We start from the raw sequence: 23,177 nt of genomic DNA on the forward strand, positions 1-23,177 counted from the left end.
TAAAATATTTGCATTATTTTTTCAGAACATTTGATCTTTTTGTGTTATATTCTGACAAGCGACGCACATTTGTTTTATCTTTGTTCATAAAAACACGACGAACTGTTTTTCCATTATATGACTGAGTATCATTAAATAAATGCATATTTATTGGTTTATTTAAAATACGAGTACGAATACAATTTTTTAATAAATCTCTAGACACTCGTTTAGGTATTTCAATTGTAGAATAAGTAGAAAACAATCTTATATTACCGATATAACGACTACTAATATCACCTTCGTTAGCAATAGCCCCAACAATATGACGCACTTCTACACCATCATTGCGTCCTACTTCAATACGATATATATCTGTATTTTTTATATCACGACGTTCACGACGCATTTTATTATTGCGAACATCATCGCGCTTATAATTGTCTTTATTTATATATTCACGAGAAGAGCGGTGTAATAAATCTTTTTTAATAATTAAAGGACGTTCACCTTGTGCCATTTTTAGCAAAGCTGCAGCTAAAATTTTAATATCTAAGTCATCTGTAATATATAATTTATCTAATAAAGCACTATACTGTTCTAAATCTCGACTCTCAAGTTGTTGTTGTACTTTTTTCGAGAATTTTTCGAGGCGTTTTTGAGATAAAATATCAATATTAGGCAATTGTACTTCTGGAATAGAATGCTTAGTTATTCTCTCTATATTACGTAACAAACGTCGTTCACGATATTCTACAAACAACAACGCTCGACCTGCTCGACCTGCTCGACCTGTTCGACCTATTCTATGTACATATGATTCAGCATCCATGGGAATATCATAATTAATCACAAAACTAATCCGATCTACATCCAAACCTCTAGCAGCAACATCTGTGGCAATCAATATATCTAAACGACCGTTTTTTAATCTATCTAATGTTTGTTCTCGTAATGATTGATTCATATCTCCATTTAATGCGGCACTATTATAACCATTATGTTCTAATGCTTCAGAGACTTCTAAGGTTGCATTCTTTGTTCTTACAAAAATAATAGTAGCCGAAAAATCTTCCACTTCTAAAAAACGAATTAAAGCATCAGTCTTTTTACCATGCACCATCCAATGACTTTGTTTTATATCTGGTCGTGTTGTTATATTAGATTGTATTTTAATTTCTTTTGGATTTTTCATAAATCGTTTAGAAATACGACGTATGGCTTCTGGCATCGTAGCTGAAAATAATGCTGTTTGATGTTCTTTGGGGATTTGTGCTAATATATTTTCTACATCTTCTATAAAACCCATACGTAACATTTCATCAGCTTCATCTAAAACTAATCCATGTAAATTTGAAAGATTCAGAGTACCTCTTTTTAAATGATCTAATAATCTTCCAGGAGTACCTACAACAATTTGCGGACCTTGACGCAGTGCTCTCAATTGTAATTCGTATCTTTGGCCACCATATAAAGGCAGCACTTTAATTCCCACAATATATTTTGAGAAAGATGCAAAAGCTTCTGCCACTTGTACTGCTAACTCTCTTGTAGGAGCTAATACTAATATTTGCGGTGCTTTTAAGCTAATATTTAAATTATGTAATAAAGGTAGAGAAAAAGCAGCTGTTTTTCCACTACCTGTTTGCGCCATACCCAGTACATCTTGTCCTTTTAATAGAAGAGGAATACAAGACGATTGGATAGGAGATGGTTTAACATATCCCATTTCAGTTAAAGATTGAATTAAAAATGGATTTAAACCAAGTGAAGAAAATGTGCTTTCAATATGAGTCATTCAGTAGATATGCCTTTTTAGTTACAGTGGCCAGTCTACATAGCTAATGATGAAAATATTTATTTATTCTCATGGAAAGGTGTGAACCGGCTCAAATTATATGATGTAATAAATAAAAAAATTAATGATTCGATCAATATCAAAATTAATTTTGATATTTATTAATGATTGCTAATGAATTTTTAGATATATAATATATATTACTAAAAAATCACATTAGCAATGAATTAAAATTTATTTTTTTAAAATATATATATGATAATACAGTAGAATTTTAAAAAATTAATTTTATATTGCTTGTATTATTCAAATGGTACTATTTGATGAGATATAAATCTATATTTTATTGAAAGAATTATATTATATATTAAATTATATCAGATAATAGTATTTTTGATAGATTTATTATGCTTGATAGTATGTTCTACTTCTTTCATACTTAATCTTAAACGATTTTGACGATCTATTTCCAATACTTTTACAAGCACTACTTGGTCAAGATGTAAATGATTAATAACTTTATCAACTCTTTTATCAGAAATTTGTGAAATATGCACTAAACCTTCTTTTCCAAAACCAATAGAAATAAAAGCTCCAAAATCAACAATTCTTGTTACCTTACCAGAATAAATTTGACCAATTTCAATATCTGCTGTAATTTCTTCAATTCTACGAATTGCATTTTTTACTTTCTCTCCAATCGTAGCAGATATTTTTACTGTGCCATCATCTTCTATTTCGATAACAGTTCCTGTTTCTTCCGTTAACATACGAATAACAGACCCTCCTTTACCTATAACATCTTTAATTTTTTCAGGGTTAATTTTAATTGTATGAATACGCGGTGCGAATGCAGAAATGTCTTTTTTTGGTGTGCTCAATGCTTTTTTCATGACATTCAAGATATGTAATCGAGCTGATTTAGCTTGATTTAAGGCTAGCTTCATAATTTCGCTAGTAATTCCTTCTATTTTAATATCCATTTGTAATGCTGTAATTCCATCTTCTGTGCCAGACACTTTAAAATCCATATCTCCTAAATGATCTTCATCACCCAATATATCTGATAACAATACATATGTATCACCTTCTTTTACTAAACCCATAGATATTCCCGCTACAGCTGCTTTTATAGGTACACCAGCATCCATTAGCGCTAAAGAAGCTCCACATACAGAAGCCATAGAAGAGGAACCATTTGATTCAGTGATTTCAGAAACAATTCTAATAGTATAAGGGAAATCATCTAATGTAGGCATTACAGCTAACAAACTTCTCTTCGCTAATCGGCCATGTCCTACTTCTCGTCTTTTTGGTGAGCCTATAGTTCCTATCTCTCCGACAGAATAAGGGGGGAAATTATAATGAAATAAAAAATTATCTGTTCTATCTCCTAACAACTCATCTAAATTTTGTGCATCTCGAGATGTTCCTAAAGTAACAGATACTAAAGATTGAGTTTCACCTCTAGTAAACAACGCGGAACCATGCGTACGAGGCAAAATCCCTGTTCGTACATCTAAAGCACGAATCATATCTTTTTCACGCCCATCAATACGATTTTCATTATTTAATATACGTTTACGAACAATTTTTTTTTCAATTTCATGAAAAATATCTTCAATGTCTGTTATATTAATATTATCATGATCATTAATGAGTAATTCAATTAATTCCTCTCTAATAATATTTAATTTTTCACATCTTTCTTGCTTATTTAAAATAGAATAAGCGGCACTGATTTTCGATTGAGACAATATGACAATTTTTTGTTCCAGCCCTTTGTTTATTTCAGGATAAGAAACTACCCAAGGTAATTTTCTAGCTTCATTAGATAATGAACGAATATTATCAATGACAACTTTTTGTTGTTGATGACCAAACATAATCGCATTAAGAATTTGTTTTTCATTCATAATATTGGATTCAGCTTCTACCATCAGAACAGCATTATGAGTCCCGGAAATTACCAAATCTAAAGAACTCAATTTCATATCATCACTAGTAGGATTCAATACATATTGATGATTAATATAGCCTACTCTTGCAGCTCCTATAGGGCCGTAAAAGGGTATGCCCGATAAACTAAGAGCAGCTGACGCACCAATAATAGAAATTATATCTGGATTAATTTGAGGGTTAACTGAAACCACGGTAGCTATAATTTGAATTTCGTTTAAAAAACCTTTTGGAAAAAGAGGTCTAATAGGTCTGTCAATCAATCTTGCTATTAATATTTCATTCTCACTAGGACGACCTTCCCTTCTAAAAAAACCACCAGGTATACGACCTGCTGCATATGTACGTTCTTGATAATTTACAGTTAAAGGAAAAAATTTTTGTCCAATATGTATTTTTTTTTGCCCAACAACAGTAATAAATACAGCAGTATCATCCATACTAGCCATAACAGCTGATGTAGCTTGCCTGGCCATTATACCAGTTTCTAAAGTAATAGTGTGTTGACCATATTGAAATTTACGTACAATAGGATTAAGCAAAATAATATCCTTAAAAAAATTATTTTAATGAATTTACATTCATAAATTGGTTATTGTTACTAACAATCTTATATTCATAAAATATAAATATAATTATTTATCATGTATAAGATAAAATTATATTTTTAATATTAATTTACTTAAATAAAACATGCAAAAAAAAGGGCTAATAAAGCCCTTTATAAAAAATATAGAATTAGCTTGTATATCAATATATATATTAAAATTCTGTCATAAATACTTCTAAGTAGATGATTTATCGTCTTAAATTTAAATGTTCAATTAACATAGTGTAACGACATATTTTTTTACGCTTTAAATAATCTAATAATTTACGACGATTTGAAACCATACGCAAAAGCCCCCTGCGACTACCATGATCTTTCGTATGTTGAGAAAAATGCTCTTGTAAATCATTAATTTGATGTGTTAATAATGCAATTTGTACTTCTGTCATACCAGTATCTTTATTATTTTTACCATATTTTAAAATAATTTTTTTCCTATCTATCATACTAAGAGACATATAAAACCCCATATGTTTTACATTAAAATTAAATATTATTTCATATAGTAAAATTACTTGAAAATCATATCATGCCCATCTTTATTTTAAAAGCGAATACATTACCCCTGCATAGTAGAAACTAAACGATGTGGTATTACAAAATTTTCACTATTAATTTTACCTAAACCCAAAAATTTTCGTGTTTCTGTATCTATTACTCTAACTAAACTATTTTTAATATCACATATAAAACAAACTTTCTGACCTAATTGAAAACACAATGTTTGCTGAATAGAAAAAAATATTTTAGGTAAAAAAGATACAGGACTATCAATTGGCATTAAAAATTGATCTAATTTTTTGAATATATCAATATTATAGATATCATTCCTATTAAAAGATTTGTATAAATCTATCATATTGACTAATTGAGAATGAATATAGGAAGCTACTTGTAAACGGCGTAAAAACGTTATATGAGCGCCACAACCTAATTTTTCCCCTAAATCCTCTATGAGAGTGCGAATATAAGTACCTTTTGAACAATGTACATAAAGCTCAATTACATTATTTGCATAATTAATCAAATCAATTTTATATATAAATATTTTTCTCATCTTCCGATTGATTGTTAATCCCTGTCTTGCATATTTGTATAACGGTTTACCATGATATTTAATAGCAGAGTACATCGAAGGAATCTGATCAATTAATCCAGTTAATTCATTTATAGATGCATGAAGTTGTATAAGTGAAAAAGATACAGAACGCTTTTCTAATAGCGCACCGCACGAATCAGATGTAGTAGTTTTTTCGCCTAGTTTTGCAACTACATGATATTTTTTTTGAGAATCAGTTAAATAGTGGGAAAATTTTGTAGTTTCTCCAAAACAAATAGGCAACATTCCAGTGGCTAATGGATCTAAAGTACCAGTATATCCAGCTTTTTTAGCATGAAAAATACGTTTTACTTTTTGTAAAATATAATTAGAAGACACTCCTTTAGGCTTATCCAATAATAATAATCCATGAACGTTTCGCTTTTTAAAAAAAAACATCTATATATCCTTGATATAATTTATAAACATACTGTATTTTTTTTTATTATATTAGCTAATATCATAGATATCTTATCAGCTTTTACAAACGAATCATCATGATGAAAAACAATATTCGGGATAATACGTAATCGTGTTTGTTTGCATAATAATTTACGAATATAACTGACTGCTTTATTTAATATGATCAAAATTTTTTTTATTTCATTTTTTTTATTATTTTGTAAAAAACTTACAAACACTTGAGCATAAGATAAATCTTTTGATAGCTTAACTTCTGATACTGTTATAAATGTATTAATACGTGGATCATTTAATGAATATTGTATAATAACAGCAATTTTTTTCTGTAATTCTTGAGAAATACGAGAAGCACGATTAAATAATTTTTCCACCATGATATTACCAATATTTAAAATAATGTGCTTAAAAAAAATATATAAAAATATGTTTATATATTTTAGTGGATGTATAATGAATTAATATATTATTTACATGGTTCTTTTAATTTCTTTAACTTCAAAAGCTTCTATATTATCTCCAATACGTATATCGTTATAATTTTTTACAGCAATACCACATTCTATTCCATTACGCACTTCATTTACATCTTCTTTAAATCGACGTAATGATTCTAATTCCCCTTCATATATGACAATATTATCTCTTAATACACGAATGGGGCTATTTCTCTTCATTACACCTTCCACAACCATACAACCAGCAATAAAACCAAATTTAGGAGATTTAAATATATTTCTAACTTGAGCTAAACCGACAATATTTTGCTTATATTCTGGTGACAACAGACCGGTCATAGCTAATTTTACTTCATCAATTAAATTATAAATAACCGAATAATAACGCAGATCTAAATCTTCTGAATCAATAATTTTTTTTGCCGTAGCATCTGCTCGCACGTTAAAACCTAATATAATAGCATTAGAAGCAAGAGCTAAAGAAGCATCAGTTTCTGTAATGCTACCAATTCCCAAACCTATAATATTCACCATAACTTCATTAGTAGATAATTTCATTAAAGCACTAGAAATCGCTTCTAGAGAACCTTGTACATCAGATTTAAGAATAATTTTTAATTCAGAAATATGATTTTTATTTATATTTTCAAACATATTTTCTAAACTAGAACGAGTTTGATTAGCTAATTTATTTTCACGATATTTATTTTTACGATAACATGCGACTTCTCTAGCTTTTTTTTCATTACGAACTACTGTGACGATATCACCTGAAAATGGTACTTTAGATAAACCTAATACTTCTACAGGCAAAGATGGCCCGGCTTTTTTAATTTCGCACCCCATTTCATTTCTTAACGTTTTAATTCGTCCATATTCTAATCCACACAATATAACATCACCTTTATTTAAAGTTCCTTTTTGCACTAAAATAGTAGCTACCGGCCCTCTACCTTTATCTAAGAAAGACTCTATCACAACCCCTTCTGCCATCCCGTTAGTAATCGCTTTTAATTCTAAAATTTCGGCTTGCAATAAGATTGCATTTAATAATTGATCAATACCTTCTCCTGTTTTTGCGGAAATAGGTATGAATATGTTATCACCACCCCAATCTTCAGGAACAATATTATATTTCATTAAATCGTTTTTAACTTTATTAACATCCGATTCTATCTGATCGATTTTATTAATTGCTACTATAACAGGAACATGAGCCTCTTTAGCATGTTGAATGGCTTCTATAGTTTGTGGCATAACTCCATCATCGGCTGCCACTACTAAAACTACAAGATCTGTAATTTTTACACCTCGAGATCGCATAGCAGTAAATGCTGAATGCCCCGGTGTATCCAAAAAGGTAATAGATCCTAATTCTGTTTTAACATGATAAGCGCCAATATGCTGAGTAATGCCTCCAGCTTCATTATCAGTAATTTTTGTAGACCGAATATAATCCAATAAGGACGTTTTCCCATGATCTACATGTCCCATTATAGTTACAACAGGTGAGCGAGTTAACAAAATATTGTTACCTATATCTCTATCCTTCATAATTTTTTCTTCTAATTCATTATCCTTATGTAATATAACTTTGTGACCCATTTCCTCCGCAATTAATTGAGCTGTATCTTGATCAATAACCTGATTAATTTCTCCAGAAAAACCCATATTAATCATGGTTTTAATAACCTCTGTACTTTTTATAGCCATTTTATTCGCTAAATCAGATAATGTTATAGTATCATTAATAACTACATCTCTATTAATAATGCATTTTGGTTTTTGAAAAACTTGTTGTAATAAAGAAGAATGATTATTTGAAATTTTACTTTTTTTATTTTTTTCATTCAGATAAAGATCTTCTTTTAAATTTTTACCACTATAATTCTGTTTTTTATTTTTCTTTTGACGATAATTTTTTGCATTACGAATGCGATTCTTGTTATCATTTTCTATTTCACGATCATTGTCATCTTCTATATGTCGCGCATGCAAGAAAGTTGTCAAATGATAATCTTTTTTTACATTTTGATTAATAGTCCAATTTTTTATGTTTTCTTTTACTTTCTTTTTTACATTGGTTACTTTTTCATACAGTTCTATATTTTTTTTTAACTGTGTTTTTCTTGTATCTCTTACAAGATGATTAGATTTTTTTATATCAGAAAAAGCATTTACTTTAGAAGATAATTTTGAATATGTAGTATCATGTGTGGATATATTATCTTTGTTATTTTTCGATATTAAGAATTTGTTTTTTATAGATTGTTTATTTCTTTTATTATCGTTTAACGTATTTTCCGTATTAATTTTAATATCCTTTAAATAAGTTCTTTTTTTTCTAACTTCTACTTGAATAGATTTATTTTTTCCACCTACTGTTGCGACATTCAAAGTAGTACGAGTTTTTCTTTGTAAAATGAATGTATTTAAATTTGTTTTTTTTTCTTTATCTAAATATTTTAATAAAGCATTTTTTTCTTCTATACTAATAGAGTCGTTTGCATTTTTAGATATACCAATAGAAAATAATTTTTCTATCAAATTAGGAATTGATATTTTCATTTCACTAGATAAAACTTTTAAACTAACATCTATCATACTATTTATTCCTATTATCAGACTTTACCACCAAACCAACAAATATTACGTGCGGCCATAATTATCATACCCGCTTTTTTAGAATCTAAACCCTCAATATCTATTAAATCATCTATCCCTTGATCAGCTAATTCTTCTAAGGTAAATATATTTTTTTCAGATAATTGTAAAGCCAAGGATGTATTCATCCCATTAATATTTAATAAGTTCTCTGCAGGTTTTTTTTTACATACTTTATTTTTATTCTCTCTTTCTATCACAGTTAATCCACATCTTGCTCTTTCTCGTACTAATTTCAATTCTTTTTTAGTTAAATCTTTGATAGTTAATAATTCATTAAATGGTATATATACTAATTCTTCAAGAGAAGAAAAACCTTCTTTTACTAAAATATTAATAATTTTCTCATCAACATTTAGATATTTTTTAAAAAGATGAAAAGCCACATGCGCTTCTTGTTCATGCTTAGTATGAAGATCTTCTGTAGTCATAACATTTAATTCCCAACCGCTGATTTGAGAAGCTAAACGAACATTTTGACCATTACGTCCAATAGCCTGAGCTAAATGATTTGCATCTACTGCAATATCCATAATATGATGATCTTCATCCACTATAATAGCCGCGACTTCTGCAGGCGCCATAGCATTAATAACAAATTGTGCTGGATTATCATCCCATAAAATAACATCAATACGTTCACCACATAATTCACTGGATACTGCCTGTACTCTAGCTCCTCTCATACCTACGCATGCACCAATAGGATCAATGCGTTTATCATTTGTTTTGACTGCTATTTTAGCTCTAGAACCAGGGTCGCGTGCCGCTGCTTTTATTTCAATTAACTCTTCTCCGATTTCAGGAACTTCTATTCTAAACAATTCGATTAGCATTTCAGGTTTAGATCGACTGATAAATAACTGAGCACCACGAGCGTCTGGATACACTCCATATAAAACACCACGCACTCTATCCCCTGGTCGAAAATTTTCTCTTGGTAACATGCCTTCACGTAAAATTAATGCCTCAGCATTATTACCTAAATCTAATGTTAAATTATCTCGATAAATTTTTTTTACTATACCAGTAACAATTTCACCGGTATATTTACGAAACTGATCGACTAACATAGCGCGTTCCGCTTCTCTTACCTTTTGAACAATCACTTGTTTTGCAGTTTGAGTAGTAATCCTGTCAAACATAACAGATTCTATCTTATCCTCTATTTGATCATTTAATTCTACTTGTTCACTTTCAAAACAAGCAGCTTCTAAAGTAATCTCTCTAGTAGGCTGTGTCACTATCTCAACTACTGTCCATCGGCGAAAAGTACTAAAATCTCCTGTTTTACGATTAATACTCACTCTTACATCAATTTCTTGTTCATGTTTTTTCTTGGTTGCTGTTGCTAATGCAATTTCTAAAGCTTCAAAAATTTTTTCACGGGGCAAAGATTTTTCATTAGAAACAGCTTCTACCACTGCTAAGATTTCTTTATTCATCTTAGTAAGCCTCAAAATAACACTTTTGCAAAAAAACTTATTTTGCAGGTGTAAATTATAAAATATGCATTATTGAAAAAAAATAATACATTCATTTTGTAATTATCAAAAGTTATAAATTCTAATATTGATATCAAGGCAACGTAAATAAAATAAAGTTTTATTTTATGTAATTTTTAATTAAAATTTTAAATATTCTAAATAAAAAACCCCGAAAATTCGAGGTATGATTTGTTATACTATATGTGTGAAGTATTAATAAAAAAAAATTTATATTAATTTTTGATAGACATTATATACAATTTATATCATAGATGTATTATTATCTATTATTGCCGAGGATGGGATTTGAACCCATATACTTATTCAGTACTACCCCCTCAAGATAGCGTGTTTACCAATTTCACCACCTCGGCTTAAATAAAATAGATAAAAACTCTTTTTTTAAAAAAATTAAGTGATATTTATCGAACATTTTTTATTTTTTTATATCATCTAATTTTTGATGATAATTAATAATTTTTGTGTTTTGTTCCTGAAAAAAATTACTTTTTATTGTGTTATTATTAATATTGCATAAAATAATACTGAATATTAAAAATAAAAAAGAAAAAATACTAATAATATTAATTACGAGATTATTGCGATACATATTACCAAAAAGAGTTAAATTATTTTTAGAACTAAAATTATTTATTTTATTAAATCCTTGTCTTGGCTGTAATAAAATAAAAGCAATTAAAACAAAAGAAATGAGTATAAACAATACTAAAAAAAATAAATACATATAATATTTTCCTTTTTATATTAATGTGTAAAATATATTTTATTTTAATGTATTGTTATTATATTATTAAAATAATTATTGTTTATATTTAAAATATATATATTTTAAATATTTATGTATATTCATTAATTATTGAATAATTAAATATGTTATACCTTATCATTTTCTGTCTATAAATTTTATATAAAATTTTTATAATGTTATTTTTTAAAAAACAAATTTTATTTATTGTACAATAAAACCTTTAATGTTTTATTAATATTATGAATATTTAAATATAATAACATTAATCATGAGACAGCGATAATTTTATATAATTAAATTGACTATTTTCAATACTGTTACATATTTTATATGTCCTATAAAAATATATTATATTAAATAATTTATTGTTTATAACTATTTATTCATGTTTATTTTCAAGAAAAATTTTTTACTATACTAAATATTTTTAAAATATTTATATAAATATAAAATTAGAAAATGTTGCAATGAATAAAAATTTTTTTTAAAACAGTATCATAATATTTTTAGATAATATAAAATATATTTTTGTAGAAACATAAAAATAGATTATTATGCATTTAATATAGTAAATATAATACTTGATGATAAAATACCCGATTCTATAAAAGATTGCAATATACATTATGGTAATGTGTATCGCTCTAATAATAAAAATATTTTTCTTTATCTTCTTGAAAAAATTTTTTATGCAATTTTGTTATAAAAATTATTTTTATAAAAAACTTTGAAGATATAAAAATAAGATGAAGTTATATAATTTTATTACTTCATCTTATTTTACTAATCATAACAATAATTATCTAATAACAAGAAATTCATACTTACAATAATAAAAAAATATTATATTCTTATATAATCTACAAACTATTGAATTATGTTCTTTATTTCCACCCTTTTGGTTCTCGTACTTGTCTCCGCGCCATCAAATCATCAATTTGTAAGGCATCAATAGTCTCATACTTTATTAATGCATCTTTCATAGCATGTAAAATATCTATATTCTTATTCAATATATTTTTTGCGCGATTATAATTTACTTCAATTAACAATTTCACTTCTTCATCAATAATTCTAGCAGTTTCATCAGACATATGTTTTGCTTGAGATACTTGGCGTCCTAAAAACACTTCTCCTTCTTCTTCCGCATAGAGTAACGGTCCAAGTTTATCAGAAAACCCCCACTGGGTAACCATATTTCGAGCTAAACTAGTCGCTACTTTAATATCATTAAAAGCTCCAGTAGAAACATTTTTCGCTCCATAAATAATTTCTTCTGCTAAACGACCTCCATAAAGAGTTGATATTTGACTTTCTAATTTTTCACGGCTGATACTAAATGTATCGGATTCTGGTAAAAAAAATGTTACTCCTAAAGCTCTTCCTCTTGGAATAATAGTAACTTTATGTGCTGGATCGTGTTGAGGTACTAATCTGCCAATAATAACATGACCAGATTCATGATATGCAGTTGATTCTTTTTGAAAATCACTCATCACCATAGATCTTCTTTCTGAGCCCATCATAATCTTGTCTTTAGCTTTTTCCAATTCCATCATAGAAACAACACTATTATTAAGCCGAGCCGCAAAAAGAGCTGCTTCGTTGACAAGATTAGCCAAATCAGCACCAGAAAAACCCGGCGTACCACGTGCAATAATCATAGAATCCACATCTTTTGACAATGGCACTTTTCTCATATGAACTTGTAATATTTGTTCTCTTCCACGAATATCTGGTAATGCTACAATAACTTGTCTATCAAAACGACCAGGACGTAACAAAGCAGGATCCAATACATCTGGTCGATTAGTTGCTGCAATTAAAATAATACCTTCATTACCATCAAAACCATCCATTTCAACTAACATTTGATTCAGTGTTTGTTCTCTTTCATCATGTCCACCACCCAATCCAGCCCCTCTTTGACGACCTACTGCATCAATCTCATCAATAAAAATAATACATGGAGCTGATTTTCTGGCATGTTCAAACATATCTCTTACTCGAGAAGCACCTACACCAACAAACATTTCGACAAAATCAGAACCAGAAATAGTAAAAAAAGGAACTTTTGCCTCTCCAGCTATAGCTTTTGCAAGTAAAGTTTTTCCAGTACCAGGTGGACCAACCATTAATATACCTTTTGGTATTTTACCACCTAATTTCTGAAATCGAGCAGGTTCTTTTAGATATTCAATTAATTCACTAACCTCTTCTTTCGCTTCATCGCATCCTGCAACATCAGAAAAAGTTGTTTGTATTTGATCTTCTGGCAACATGCGCGCTTTACTTTTTCCAAATGACATAGCACCTTTTCCGCCACCCATCTGCATTTGACGCATAAAAAAAATCCATACGCCAATTAACAATAACATTGGAAACCAAGAAATAAAAATAGAAGCAATAAGACTGGGTTCTTCAGGTAATTCACCAACTACTTTGACATTTTTAGTCAAAAGATTATCTAATAACTTCGAATCATGAATGGGAATATAAGTAATATATTTGCTACTATCCTTTTTAGTTACATTAATTACACGACCATTAATACTTGCTTCATGAATTTGATCTTGATTTACTTCTGATAAAAAAGTAGAATAACTAATTCTATGATGCCTAATATCATTAGAGTTAACACTCTGAAAGATAGACATTAATAAAACCGTGATGACTAACCAAAAAATAAGGTTTTTAACCATGTCACTCAAGGGAACAACCTCTCATTACATCTATTTTAAAAAAACACAGATTACTATATTTCATCTGGTTGCTAAAATGAAAATTTCTCGCGATCTTGACCGAGAAGTATTTGGTTTGCAAATTTTAACTTTTGAAAATAAAATTTTAATTTCCTGATAAAGTTCATTAAAACCTTTTCCTTGAAATGCTTTTACTAAAAACACACCTTTTTTAGATAGTGTAAGATTTGATATCTTTAATGCTAAATGACATAAATTCATCGCATTGGGTATATCAATAGAAGCATGTCCTGTTATATTCGGTGCCATATCTGACAGCACTAAATGAAATTGAGTGCTTTTTAGACATTGCAATAGCTGATTAAAAATTTCTTGATTTCGAAAATCACCTTGAATAAACTCAACTCCCTTTATAGGCTTCATAGGTAATATATCACATGCTATAATACGACCTGTCGATCGAACTTTAGAAAGAGCATATTGCGACCAACTACCTGGTGAAGATCCTAAATCAATAATATTCATTCCTAATTTAAATAATTTATTCTTACAATCAATTTCTTGTATTTTAAACCAAGCTCTTGAACGTATATTATTTTTTTTTGCTACTTGTATATATTTATCATTAGCACGTTCTAATAACCAACGCATGGAACTGGGCGATTTTTTTGAAGAAGTCATATTATCACTATATTATTACTTATTTTAAAAAATCTATTTTAAAAAATATTTTATTTGTCAATTAATAAAAATATTGAAGTATCTAATTAAGAATTATATAATAAAAAATTAAAACATATTCTAAAAATGTATTAACTTTTAATTAAATAATTATTATATATATAATCAACTACAAATATTCTACTTGTAAAATTCTGTAATCTATATTACCACTTGGAGCCCGTATAGTAGTGATCATATTAACATTTTTTCCGATTAAACCTCTAGCCATAGGAGAATTTACAGAAATTAAATTTTTTTTAAAATTTGCTTCATCATCACCTACGATTTGATAAGTAAACTGCTCATTATTCTTAATATTAAGAATTGTTACTGTAGAGCCAAATATTACTCGTCCATTATTTGTCAATGCAGTAATATCTATAATTTGAGATTTAGACAATTTTTTTTCAATATCTTTTATACGACCTTCGCAAAAAGCTTGCTCTTCACGTGCAGCATGATATTCAGCATTTTCTTTTAAATCACCATGAGCTCTAGCAGTAGCTATGGAAAGAATAATACGAGGACGTCGTACACTTTTTAATTCTTTTAGTTCCTGACGAAGTTTTTCTGCACCTCTTATAGTCATAGGGATTAAATTAGTCATATATAACCTCATAATTTTATTATTTTAAATTTTTAAATAACATCACGATTACTAAATATTATATTTTTTATAATTTAGTAGAGTAAATAGTTATTTTTTAAAATATTTTATCTTATTCTAATATTAAAAGTAATATTATATTTTGTTCCGAATGATTGAGATAAAAAATTATAACAATAATATATAAAAAAAACAGTAATTTAAAATAATTTTAATCAGGAGAAAAAAAAAATTTTCTAATAGTCTTATTATTAATACAATGTTTAATATTTTATAGAAATAAAAAATTTTTATATTATATATAAATATTTTTACAGGAAAAATAAAATATAAAGTATATATTTTATATATAATATTGTTTAATCAAAATATTTTTTTACTTTTAAAGAGCATAAAAATGAATATACAAAAAATACAATTTTTATTAATAAAAAAACTAAATTTAAAAACCGCTTACGTGACCGGCGATCAAAATCATATAAATATTATTGCTATAGGAGATATTTTTAAGGGAGTGAGTCCTGTTAAAAAACAAAAAATGATTTATACCCTTTTAATAGAAATGATTACTCAAAAAAAAATTCATGCCATATCAATCGAATCATATTCTATAGAAGAATGGAATAAAAAAAATAATATTCAAAACGATAAAAACACCTTATTGTTTTCTTAATATATGTAATATATTAAAATACATTTTTTAATGAAAAAGAAACTGATTAATATACAGATAAAATATTTATGCACAAAAATATAAAATTTTAACAAGCTATTTTTTTACATCTAGATGGAAGATACTAGACGACTCATTGTACTCATAAAAATATTAACAAAACGCATTTGAAACAATATTTTTGATAATAAAAAATATTTTAATCACTATTAAAGTGTCTATTTTTTTTTGAATAGTAAAAATACAGAATAAAAAATTATCTATTGATACTAAGCGGGTAATTACTTATTTTCTATAATCATTGAATAAAAAAACATTAAAATATCTGCTGAGATTTTTAGAATTTTTTACTTCCTGCCATCAGGCTAAAATTTTTTTGAAAAAATTTAAAATAGAAAAGACCAAGAAATTTAAATATCACAATATTAATATTACACTGTATTAATATCATTATTTAAACTTTATACAGTTGTATAGGTAGAACTTACATAAAAAAATTATTTCTAGTCAAATTGAAACCAATATTTTTCTAGTATCTAAACAAGCGGATCCAAACTATATCATATATAATAGTCAACTCAATCATATGAGAAATATTTTAATAAAATCGCTGAAATCTAAAAAATAAAAATTAAATGCATTAATTAAAATATATCAGGACAAGACTCATCGATATTAATATTAAAATAAATGTTTAGTCCAAAATTCCAATTCATATAAAATTTTTTTATTGAATATTATTTTATATAGAAAGAATTCGATTACAGAAAATATTTTAAAAATTATCTAAACATATTTAAAATTCATTAATATAATTTCTAAAAATCAGTGAAAAAATAATTTTACTATTTGTTATGATAAATCTACATTATAAATAATATTTCCAAGAAACATAAATTTATTAATCATAGTCTTACTAGAAAAAATAATGATAAATGTAAAAAATCACGTACATAATATTTTTATATTATATGAGTATGATTGTATATTATATAAAAAATTTAATAGTGAAGGTACTGATATTAATATAAAATAAATTGTTTTCTAATAGTTTTAAAAAAATTAAAGTATTTTAAAATATAAGATATTAGACATATATTCTATGATGGAGTGAAAGTATGTATGCAGTTTTTGTAAATGGTGGAAAACAATACCGAGTAATGAAAAATCAAACCATTAGATTAGAAAAAATAAATACACCGATCGGCACAAAAATACAATTTAAGAAAGTATTGTTAATTAAAGACAAAGATACTCTTAAAATAGGTAATCCCTTTGTCAAAGAAGGTATTATACAAGCACACATTAAAAAACATGGCAGATTAAAAAAAATTAAAATAATAAAATTTAATCGTCGTAAGCATTATAAAAAACAACAAGGACATCGTCAATATTTTACTGATGTAAAAATTATAAATATTTGTTAAAATTTAAGGATATTATACAGTATGGCACATAAAAAAGCAGGAGGATCAACTCGAAATGGGCGAGACTCTAATGCTCAAAGATTAGGTGTAAAATGTTTTGGTGGTGAATTTGTTTCAGCCGGGAGTATTATTGTAAAACAACGCGGTACTAAATTTCATCCCGGTCACAACACAGGTTGCGGGAAAGATCATACTATCTTTGCCATTATAAGTGGAAAAGTACAATTTCAAAAAAAGGGCTTAAAAAAAAGAAAATACATAAATATTTTAAACTAAAAAAAATAATCATTTTATATATAGAAAACCCCTTATCAGGGGTATTCTATTTTTATTTTTAGAATACTGGCATAGTAAAATAATTTTAAAGTGATTTTTGATTAAATGATTAATTTATTATTGCAAAATATTTTAAGTTCAAGAAATATACGTAAAGAAAATATATCCACTTTTATCACTATGTCATCTTTAAGTGCACGTTAAAGATTATATTAATATATATATATATATTTTAAAAAAATTTTTGTACGGAAAAATAATGAAATTTATTGATCAAACTATAATTCAAGTTATTGCAGGAAATGGTGGAAATGGATGTATTAGTTTTAGAAGAGAAAAATATATTCCTAAAGGAGGACCAGATGGAGGGGATGGAGGAGATGGGGGAAATATTTGGATAAAATCAAATAGAAATTTAAATACTTTAATAGATCTGAGGTTTAAAAAAATATTTCAAGCTCAAAATGGTCAAGATGGATTGAGTAAAAATTGCTCTGGAAAAAAAGGACGCAGTATAGTTATTGAGGTACCTATTGGAACCAAAATTATTAATTATGAAACTCGTGAAATTATAAGTGATTTAATTCAACACAATCAAAAAATTTTACTAGCTAAAGGCGGTTGGCATGGATTAGGAAATGCAAGATTCAAATCTTCTACTAATAGAACTCCTCGGAAAAGAACTTTAGGCACTACAGGAGAAAAACTTAATCTCCAATTGGAGTTAATTTTAATTGCAGATGTTGGAACTTTAGGAATGCCTAATGCTGGAAAATCTACTTTAGTAACAATAATGTCTGGTGCAAAAACAAAAATTGCATCATATCCTTTTACAACACTCAATCCTGTTTTAGGTAGTGTCTTATATAATACTAAAAAATTCATAATAGCTGATATTCCAGGAATAATTAAAAATGCTTCTCAAGGTATAGGATTAGGAATTCATTTTTTAAAACATCTAGAAAGATGTAAAATACTATTACATATTGTTGATATTGCACCGACCAATGGATCCAATCCAATTGATAATATTAAGATTGTCATGAACGAATTAAAAAAATATAATATAAATTTATATCAAAAACCTATCTGGTTGGTATTCAATAAAATTGATTTGTTAAATAAAATTGATTTAATGAAAATGGTCAATGAAATTATTTCTATCTTAAAAACCAAAGAAAGATATTATTTAATTTCATCAATAAAAAAAATTGGCATCAAGGCACTGTGTTATGCAATTATTCAAGATCTAAAAATCTAATAAAAAACAACATTATTACTAACATACAATATAGTCTATTAATACAATATTAATAAAAGAACTCGGTTAATTAGACAACCAAGTTCTTTAATAAAATATTCAACAATACATTATTAACGTTTAGAAAATTGTGGACGTTTTCTTGCTTTACGCAAACCCACTTTTTTACGTTCCACTTGTCTAGCATCACGTGTAACAAATCCAGCCTTTCTTAATTCTATACGTAAAGATGGATTATATCGAATTAAGGCGCGAGTGATTCCTTGTCGAATAGCACCTGCTTGACCCGAAATTCCCCCACCTTTGACTGTGATATAAATATTAAACTTGTTTATCATATCAAGCAATTCTAATGGTTGTAATACAATCATATAAGAAGTTTCACGACTAAAATACTTCTCTAAAGATAATTTATTAACAATAATACTACCATTACCAGATTTTAAAAACACTCTAGCAGAAGAACTTTTACGACGTCCTGTTCCATAATATTGAGTATAAATCATTAACTAAAAACTCCATTAAATACGTAATAATTGAGGGCATTGTGCTTCATGATGATGATTTTCATTTGCAAAAACTTTTAATTTTAAGAACATGGATCGACCTAATGATCCTTTAGGTAACATTCCTTTTACGGCAATCTGAATGATTCTTTCCGGATAACGAAATAACATTTCTTCAAATCTTAATTTTTTTATACCACCTACATAACCAGTGTGATGATAATAAATTTTATTTGTATATTTTTGTCCTGTTACTAATATTTTTGATGCATTTAATACAATGATATAATCTCCAGCATCGAGATGAGGGGTATACTCTACTTTATGTTTACCTCTTAATCTATGAGATAAAAAACTAGCCAATCTTCCTAAAACTTGATTAGAAGCATCAATATAATACCATTTTTTTTTTATATTATGCATTTTAGCCGAAAAAGTTTTCATATAATATTCACTCAAAAAAATTATTATTCATATAATAAAATAATACTATGATTATAGTTAATAAGATATAGTAAATATATTTTTGCTAATAAGATATTATAATTATTCTTATTTATGTATTTTAATTTAAAATATAAAAATTCATCACATAAATAAAAATATTTTCTTATAATAAAATCTTTTATTAATTCAATATAGTAATTTTGATCAAGAAAACAATACAAAAAATTCTTATAATATTTCAAATACAAATTTATACTATTTTAGTATATATCATTCATCTCATATAAATAGGTTGTTTTTATGAATTCTAAACCTTCTTTACCACCTATACGTAACCAAATTAATAATATAGACAAAAAAATAGTTTATCTATTAGCCGAAAGAAAAAAATTGATTTTTACTATTGCTGCATCTAAAATTCAAAATAATCAAGAAATACGTGATATAGAGCGTGAAAAAAAATTATTGCATGATTTAATTAATTATGGAAAAAAATATCATCTTACCTCTGAATATATTACTTGTATTTTTCAAATCATTATTGAAGAGTCAGTTCTAACTCAACAAATGTTATTACAACAATTTTATAACAACAATAAAATTTATCCATCCAGCTTCTCTTTTTTAGGTCCAAACGGATCTTATTCTCATATTGCACTTAATGAATATGCACAAAGAAATTGTAAAAAATATATTGAAAAAGAATGTTCAACATTTGAAGAAGTTCTTCTTTCAGTAGAAAATAATTATACTGATTGCGCTATTGTACCTATAGAAAACAATTCTTCTGGCGTTATTTCTGAAGTTTTATCTATATTGAAAAACATTAATTTATTTATTATTGGAGAAATAAATATTTGTGTAAATCATTGCCTGTTAGGATTAAAAAATGCTAAATTAAAAAATATAAAAACAATATATAGTCATCCACAACCATTTAAACAATGTAGTAATTTTATTAGACAGTTTTCTCATTGGAAAATTAAATACTCTAAAAGTACAACAGATGCCATCAGAACAGTAGCTCAATATAAAGATATAACTAATGCTGCATTGGGTAGTGCAATAGGGGGAAACATATATAAATTAAATATTTTAGCTACCAATGTCACCAATCAAGAAAAAAATATTACAAGATTTATATTATTATCTAAAAACAAGATAAATATTTCTCCACAAATACCTGCTAAAACAACTATTATCTTCAATAAAAAAAATACATCTAACGATCTTGTAAAAATATTAATATTACTACAAAAAAACAATATTACTGTAAAAACGATATCATCTAAAATAAAACAAAATAATCTAATAGAAGAAGTGGTTTATGTTGATATTCCATTAAATATATCATCGTCATTAATGCAAGATATTATTAAAAAGGTTATACACCTTAATACAAATATAAAAATATTAGGTTGTTATCCCAGCGCAAAAATTATACCAGCAGTATTGTAAAAGCCCATTAAAAGTATTAATTTATTTTTTATTAGCACCTCTCATCAAACACTGAGTTATATAATATAATTCTTGCAAATCGATTTATTATCACTATTAACTTAAAATGAGTAAAAATATGTTTGATAACTTAACTGAACGTCTTTCACATACTTTACGTAAAATTACCCATTCAGGAAGACTTACAGAAGAAAATATCAAAAACACCACTAGAGAAGTTCGAAAAGCGCTACTAGAGGCAGACGTAGTATTATCAGTTGTAAAAAAATTTATTAATAATGTTAAAAATAAATCTATTGGTCTTAAAATTAATAAAAGCTTAACTCCTGGGCAAGAATTTATAAAAATAGTAAAAAATGAACTTATATTAGCCATGGGAGAAAAAAATAATAAATTAAATTTTTCTGTTCAACCTCCAGCAATCATATTATTTATTGGTTTACAAGGGGTTGGAAAAACTACAAGCATGGTAAAATTAGGAAAATTTATTCAAGAAAAACATAAAAAAAAAATATTAACTGTGTCAACTGATATTTATCGTGCAGCTGCAATTAAACAGTTAGAAATATTATCAAAACAAGCAAAAATAGATTTTTTTCCATCTTATGAAAATCAAATTCCTGTTGATATAGTACAAAAATCTATAACATATGCTCAAAATAAGATATATGATGTTTTATTAATTGATACAGCAGGAAGATTACACGTTAATATAAAATTAATGAATGAGATAAAAAAAATTCAAATTTTATCTAAACCAATTGAAACTTTATTGGTAGTTGACTCAATGATGGGGCAAGATTCTATAAATATGGCGAATATTTTTCAAAATTATGTTGATATTTCAGGAATATTTTTAACAAAAACAGATAGTGATTCACGCAGCGGTATTGCGCTTTCTATACAAAACATAACTGGAAAATCTATTAAATTTATCGGAACGGGAGAAAAAATACATCAATTAGAAAAATTTTATCCTGAAAGAATGGCAAATAGAATTTTAGGAATGGAAGATGTTGTATCTCTAATTGAAGATATAGAAGACAAAATAGACAAATCACAAATTAAAAAATTAACTAAAAAAATTAAAATCGGTCATAATTTCGATTTAAATGATTTTTTGATACAAATAAAACAAATGAAAAAAATAGGAGGTTTAAATCATTTAATAGAAAAATTTTTTCATAAAAATATATTACCTGAAAATCAATTAATAAATTGTAATGAAAATACATTAAATACTATAGAAGCTATAATTTGCTCTATGACTCCGAAAGAAAAAATGACACCAAAAATTATAAAAGGATCTCGTAAAAAAAGAATTGCATTGGGATCCGGAACAAATATTCAAGATATTAACAAATTATTAAAAAATTTTGATGATGCTAAAAAAATGATGAAAAAAATTAAAAAAAGCGGCTTAGGAAACATGATGAGAGGTGTGAAAAATTTTTTACCTAAAAAATTTTAAAAAATTATATAATATAATATATCTAAAAAAAGATTTTTGTTTTACTTTCATGTAAAATAACATTTCTTTTCATGATTTTGTATATAAAACGCATTGTCTTTACAACAAATAAAAGAGGTAAAAAATGGTAAAAATTCGATTAGCTCGACATGGGGCAAAAAAACGTCCTTTTTATAAAATAGTTGTTGCCGACAGCCGATTTTCAAGAGATGGCCGATTTATCGAACGAATAGGTTATTTTAATCCTATAGCAAAAGCTCAGTCTAAAAATATTGTATTTAATTTAGAGCGAATAAAACATTGGATACAAAAAGGGGCAAAAATGTCAGATAGAGTAAAAAAATTAATCAATATTGTATAAAAAAGAGATAATATTATAAAAA

At 26.8% G+C, this 23,177-nt stretch carries 20 protein-coding genes and 1 tRNA gene; 7 read left to right on the forward strand and 14 right to left on the reverse strand.

The window, feature by feature from the left end; genetic code table 11:
• Positions 1-13: 13 nt before the first annotated feature.
• The 12 genes from AB4W59_RS01650 to greA form a co-directional block, all read right to left on the reverse strand.
• Complete coding sequence (locus tag AB4W59_RS01650; RefSeq protein ID WP_367672932.1) at positions 14-1,777, reverse strand: DEAD/DEAH family ATP-dependent RNA helicase; 1,764 nt, start codon at positions 1,775-1,777, stop codon at positions 14-16.
• Positions 1,778-2,154: 377 nt separating this feature from the next.
• On the reverse strand, positions 2,155-4,278 hold the full coding sequence (gene pnp / locus AB4W59_RS01655) for a polyribonucleotide nucleotidyltransferase (protein ID WP_367672933.1): 2,124 nt from the start codon (positions 4,276-4,278) through the stop codon (positions 2,155-2,157).
• Positions 4,279-4,534: 256 nt separating this feature from the next.
• Positions 4,535-4,804: a 30S ribosomal protein S15 gene (gene rpsO, locus AB4W59_RS01660; protein ID WP_367672934.1), complete on the reverse strand. Its 270-nt coding sequence runs from the start codon at positions 4,802-4,804 to the stop codon at positions 4,535-4,537.
• A gap of 101 nt (positions 4,805-4,905) precedes the next feature.
• Positions 4,906-5,844, reverse strand: a complete 939-nt coding sequence (truB, locus tag AB4W59_RS01665; protein WP_367672935.1) for a tRNA pseudouridine(55) synthase TruB — start codon at positions 5,842-5,844, stop codon at positions 4,906-4,908.
• Positions 5,845-5,864: 20 nt separating this feature from the next.
• Positions 5,865-6,239, reverse strand: a complete 375-nt coding sequence (rbfA, locus tag AB4W59_RS01670; RefSeq protein WP_367673338.1) for a 30S ribosome-binding factor RbfA — start codon at positions 6,237-6,239, stop codon at positions 5,865-5,867.
• A 96-nt stretch (positions 6,240-6,335) separates the two neighbouring features.
• Entirely contained in the window at positions 6,336-8,927 is a 2,592-nt protein-coding gene (gene infB, locus AB4W59_RS01675) for a translation initiation factor IF-2 (RefSeq protein ID WP_367672936.1), read from the reverse strand.
• 17 nt (positions 8,928-8,944) lie between these two features.
• Positions 8,945-10,432: a transcription termination factor NusA gene (gene nusA, locus AB4W59_RS01680; RefSeq protein ID WP_367672937.1), complete on the reverse strand. Its 1,488-nt coding sequence runs from the start codon at positions 10,430-10,432 to the stop codon at positions 8,945-8,947.
• Positions 10,433-10,765: 333 nt separating this feature from the next.
• Positions 10,766-10,848, reverse strand: a tRNA-Leu gene (locus tag AB4W59_RS01685).
• Positions 10,849-10,910: 62 nt separating this feature from the next.
• Positions 10,911-11,219, reverse strand: a complete 309-nt coding sequence (gene secG, locus AB4W59_RS01690; RefSeq protein WP_367672938.1) for a preprotein translocase subunit SecG — start codon at positions 11,217-11,219, stop codon at positions 10,911-10,913.
• A gap of 908 nt (positions 11,220-12,127) precedes the next feature.
• Positions 12,128-13,945 carry an ATP-dependent zinc metalloprotease FtsH gene (ftsH, locus tag AB4W59_RS01695; protein ID WP_367672939.1) on the reverse strand — a complete coding sequence of 606 codons (1,818 nt, stop codon included), beginning with the start codon at positions 13,943-13,945 and terminating at the stop codon, positions 12,128-12,130.
• 60 nt (positions 13,946-14,005) lie between these two features.
• Positions 14,006-14,626: a 23S rRNA (uridine(2552)-2'-O)-methyltransferase RlmE gene (gene rlmE, locus AB4W59_RS01700; protein WP_367672940.1), complete on the reverse strand. Its 621-nt coding sequence runs from the start codon at positions 14,624-14,626 to the stop codon at positions 14,006-14,008.
• A gap of 169 nt (positions 14,627-14,795) precedes the next feature.
• Complete coding sequence (gene greA, locus AB4W59_RS01705; protein WP_367672941.1) at positions 14,796-15,275, reverse strand: transcription elongation factor GreA; 480 nt, start codon at positions 15,273-15,275, stop codon at positions 14,796-14,798.
• Between the two features lie 397 nt (positions 15,276-15,672).
• On the opposite strand from greA, the gene AB4W59_RS01710 reads away from it, so the two are divergent.
• The 4 genes from AB4W59_RS01710 (at position 15,673) to cgtA (ending at position 18,912) form a co-directional block, all read left to right on the forward strand.
• Positions 15,673-15,948 carry a BolA/IbaG family iron-sulfur metabolism protein gene (locus AB4W59_RS01710; protein WP_367672942.1) on the forward strand — a complete coding sequence of 92 codons (276 nt, stop codon included), beginning with the start codon at positions 15,673-15,675 and terminating at the stop codon, positions 15,946-15,948.
• A gap of 1,118 nt (positions 15,949-17,066) precedes the next feature.
• Entirely contained in the window at positions 17,067-17,375 is a 309-nt protein-coding gene (gene rplU, locus AB4W59_RS01715; protein WP_367672943.1) for a 50S ribosomal protein L21, read from the forward strand.
• A gap of 21 nt (positions 17,376-17,396) precedes the next feature.
• Positions 17,397-17,651 carry a 50S ribosomal protein L27 gene (gene rpmA, locus AB4W59_RS01720; RefSeq protein ID WP_367672944.1) on the forward strand — a complete coding sequence of 85 codons (255 nt, stop codon included), beginning with the start codon at positions 17,397-17,399 and terminating at the stop codon, positions 17,649-17,651.
• A gap of 259 nt (positions 17,652-17,910) precedes the next feature.
• Entirely contained in the window at positions 17,911-18,912 is a 1,002-nt protein-coding gene (gene cgtA, locus AB4W59_RS01725) for an Obg family GTPase CgtA (RefSeq protein ID WP_367672945.1), read from the forward strand.
• Between the two features lie 113 nt (positions 18,913-19,025).
• Here cgtA and rpsI read toward each other — a convergent pair whose 3' ends face one another.
• Both rpsI and rplM read right to left on the reverse strand, forming a co-directional pair.
• Complete coding sequence (rpsI, locus tag AB4W59_RS01730; RefSeq protein WP_367672946.1) at positions 19,026-19,418, reverse strand: 30S ribosomal protein S9; 393 nt, start codon at positions 19,416-19,418, stop codon at positions 19,026-19,028.
• 15 nt (positions 19,419-19,433) lie between these two features.
• Positions 19,434-19,862, reverse strand: coding sequence for a 50S ribosomal protein L13 (rplM, locus tag AB4W59_RS01735; RefSeq protein ID WP_367672947.1), 429 nt, complete (start codon positions 19,860-19,862; stop codon positions 19,434-19,436).
• Positions 19,863-20,165: 303 nt separating this feature from the next.
• Here rplM and AB4W59_RS01740 point away from each other — a divergent pair, with 303 nt between their 5' ends.
• From AB4W59_RS01740 to rpsP, 3 genes are all read left to right on the forward strand, one after another.
• A complete protein-coding gene (locus AB4W59_RS01740; protein WP_367672948.1) occupies positions 20,166-21,323 on the forward strand; it encodes a chorismate mutase in 1,158 nt (385 codons plus the stop codon).
• A 118-nt stretch (positions 21,324-21,441) separates the two neighbouring features.
• Positions 21,442-22,794, forward strand: coding sequence for a signal recognition particle protein (ffh, locus tag AB4W59_RS01745; protein ID WP_367672949.1), 1,353 nt, complete (start codon positions 21,442-21,444; stop codon positions 22,792-22,794).
• Between the two features lie 124 nt (positions 22,795-22,918).
• A complete protein-coding gene (gene rpsP, locus AB4W59_RS01750) occupies positions 22,919-23,155 on the forward strand; it encodes a 30S ribosomal protein S16 (protein WP_367672950.1) in 237 nt (78 codons plus the stop codon).
• The last annotated feature ends 22 nt before the right edge of the window (positions 23,156-23,177 follow it).

It is taken from the genome of Buchnera aphidicola (Cavariella theobaldi), from assembly GCF_964059165.1.
Classification (GTDB): Bacteria; Pseudomonadota; Gammaproteobacteria; order Enterobacterales; family Enterobacteriaceae; genus Buchnera; species Buchnera aphidicola_BO.

Coding starts and splice junctions, on each gene's coding strand:
- AB4W59_RS01650 (WP_367672932.1), bottom strand. CDS start 1,777: ATGACTCATATTGAAAGCACATTTTCTTCACTTGGTTTAAATCCATTT.
- rpsO (WP_367672934.1), bottom strand. CDS start 4,804: ATGTCTCTTAGTATGATAGATAGGAAAAAAATTATTTTAAAATATGGT.
- truB (WP_367672935.1), bottom strand. CDS start 5,844: ATGTTTTTTTTTAAAAAGCGAAACGTTCATGGATTATTATTATTGGAT.
- infB (WP_367672936.1), bottom strand. CDS start 8,927: ATGATAGATGTTAGTTTAAAAGTTTTATCTAGTGAAATGAAAATATCA.
- nusA (WP_367672937.1), bottom strand. CDS start 10,432: ATGAATAAAGAAATCTTAGCAGTGGTAGAAGCTGTTTCTAATGAAAAA.
- secG (WP_367672938.1), bottom strand. CDS start 11,219: ATGTATTTATTTTTTTTAGTATTGTTTATACTCATTTCTTTTGTTTTA.
- ftsH (WP_367672939.1), bottom strand. CDS start 13,945: ATGGTTAAAAACCTTATTTTTTGGTTAGTCATCACGGTTTTATTAATG.
- rlmE (WP_367672940.1), bottom strand. CDS start 14,626: ATGACTTCTTCAAAAAAATCGCCCAGTTCCATGCGTTGGTTATTAGAA.
- greA (WP_367672941.1), bottom strand. CDS start 15,275: ATGACTAATTTAATCCCTATGACTATAAGAGGTGCAGAAAAACTTCGT.
- AB4W59_RS01710 (WP_367672942.1), top strand. CDS start 15,673: ATGAATATACAAAAAATACAATTTTTATTAATAAAAAAACTAAATTTA.
- rplU (WP_367672943.1), top strand. CDS start 17,067: ATGTATGCAGTTTTTGTAAATGGTGGAAAACAATACCGAGTAATGAAA.
- rpmA (WP_367672944.1), top strand. CDS start 17,397: ATGGCACATAAAAAAGCAGGAGGATCAACTCGAAATGGGCGAGACTCT.
- cgtA (WP_367672945.1), top strand. CDS start 17,911: ATGAAATTTATTGATCAAACTATAATTCAAGTTATTGCAGGAAATGGT.
- rpsI (WP_367672946.1), bottom strand. CDS start 19,418: ATGATTTATACTCAATATTATGGAACAGGACGTCGTAAAAGTTCTTCT.
- rplM (WP_367672947.1), bottom strand. CDS start 19,862: ATGAAAACTTTTTCGGCTAAAATGCATAATATAAAAAAAAAATGGTAT.
- AB4W59_RS01740 (WP_367672948.1), top strand. CDS start 20,166: ATGAATTCTAAACCTTCTTTACCACCTATACGTAACCAAATTAATAAT.
- ffh (WP_367672949.1), top strand. CDS start 21,442: ATGTTTGATAACTTAACTGAACGTCTTTCACATACTTTACGTAAAATT.
- rpsP (WP_367672950.1), top strand. CDS start 22,919: ATGGTAAAAATTCGATTAGCTCGACATGGGGCAAAAAAACGTCCTTTT.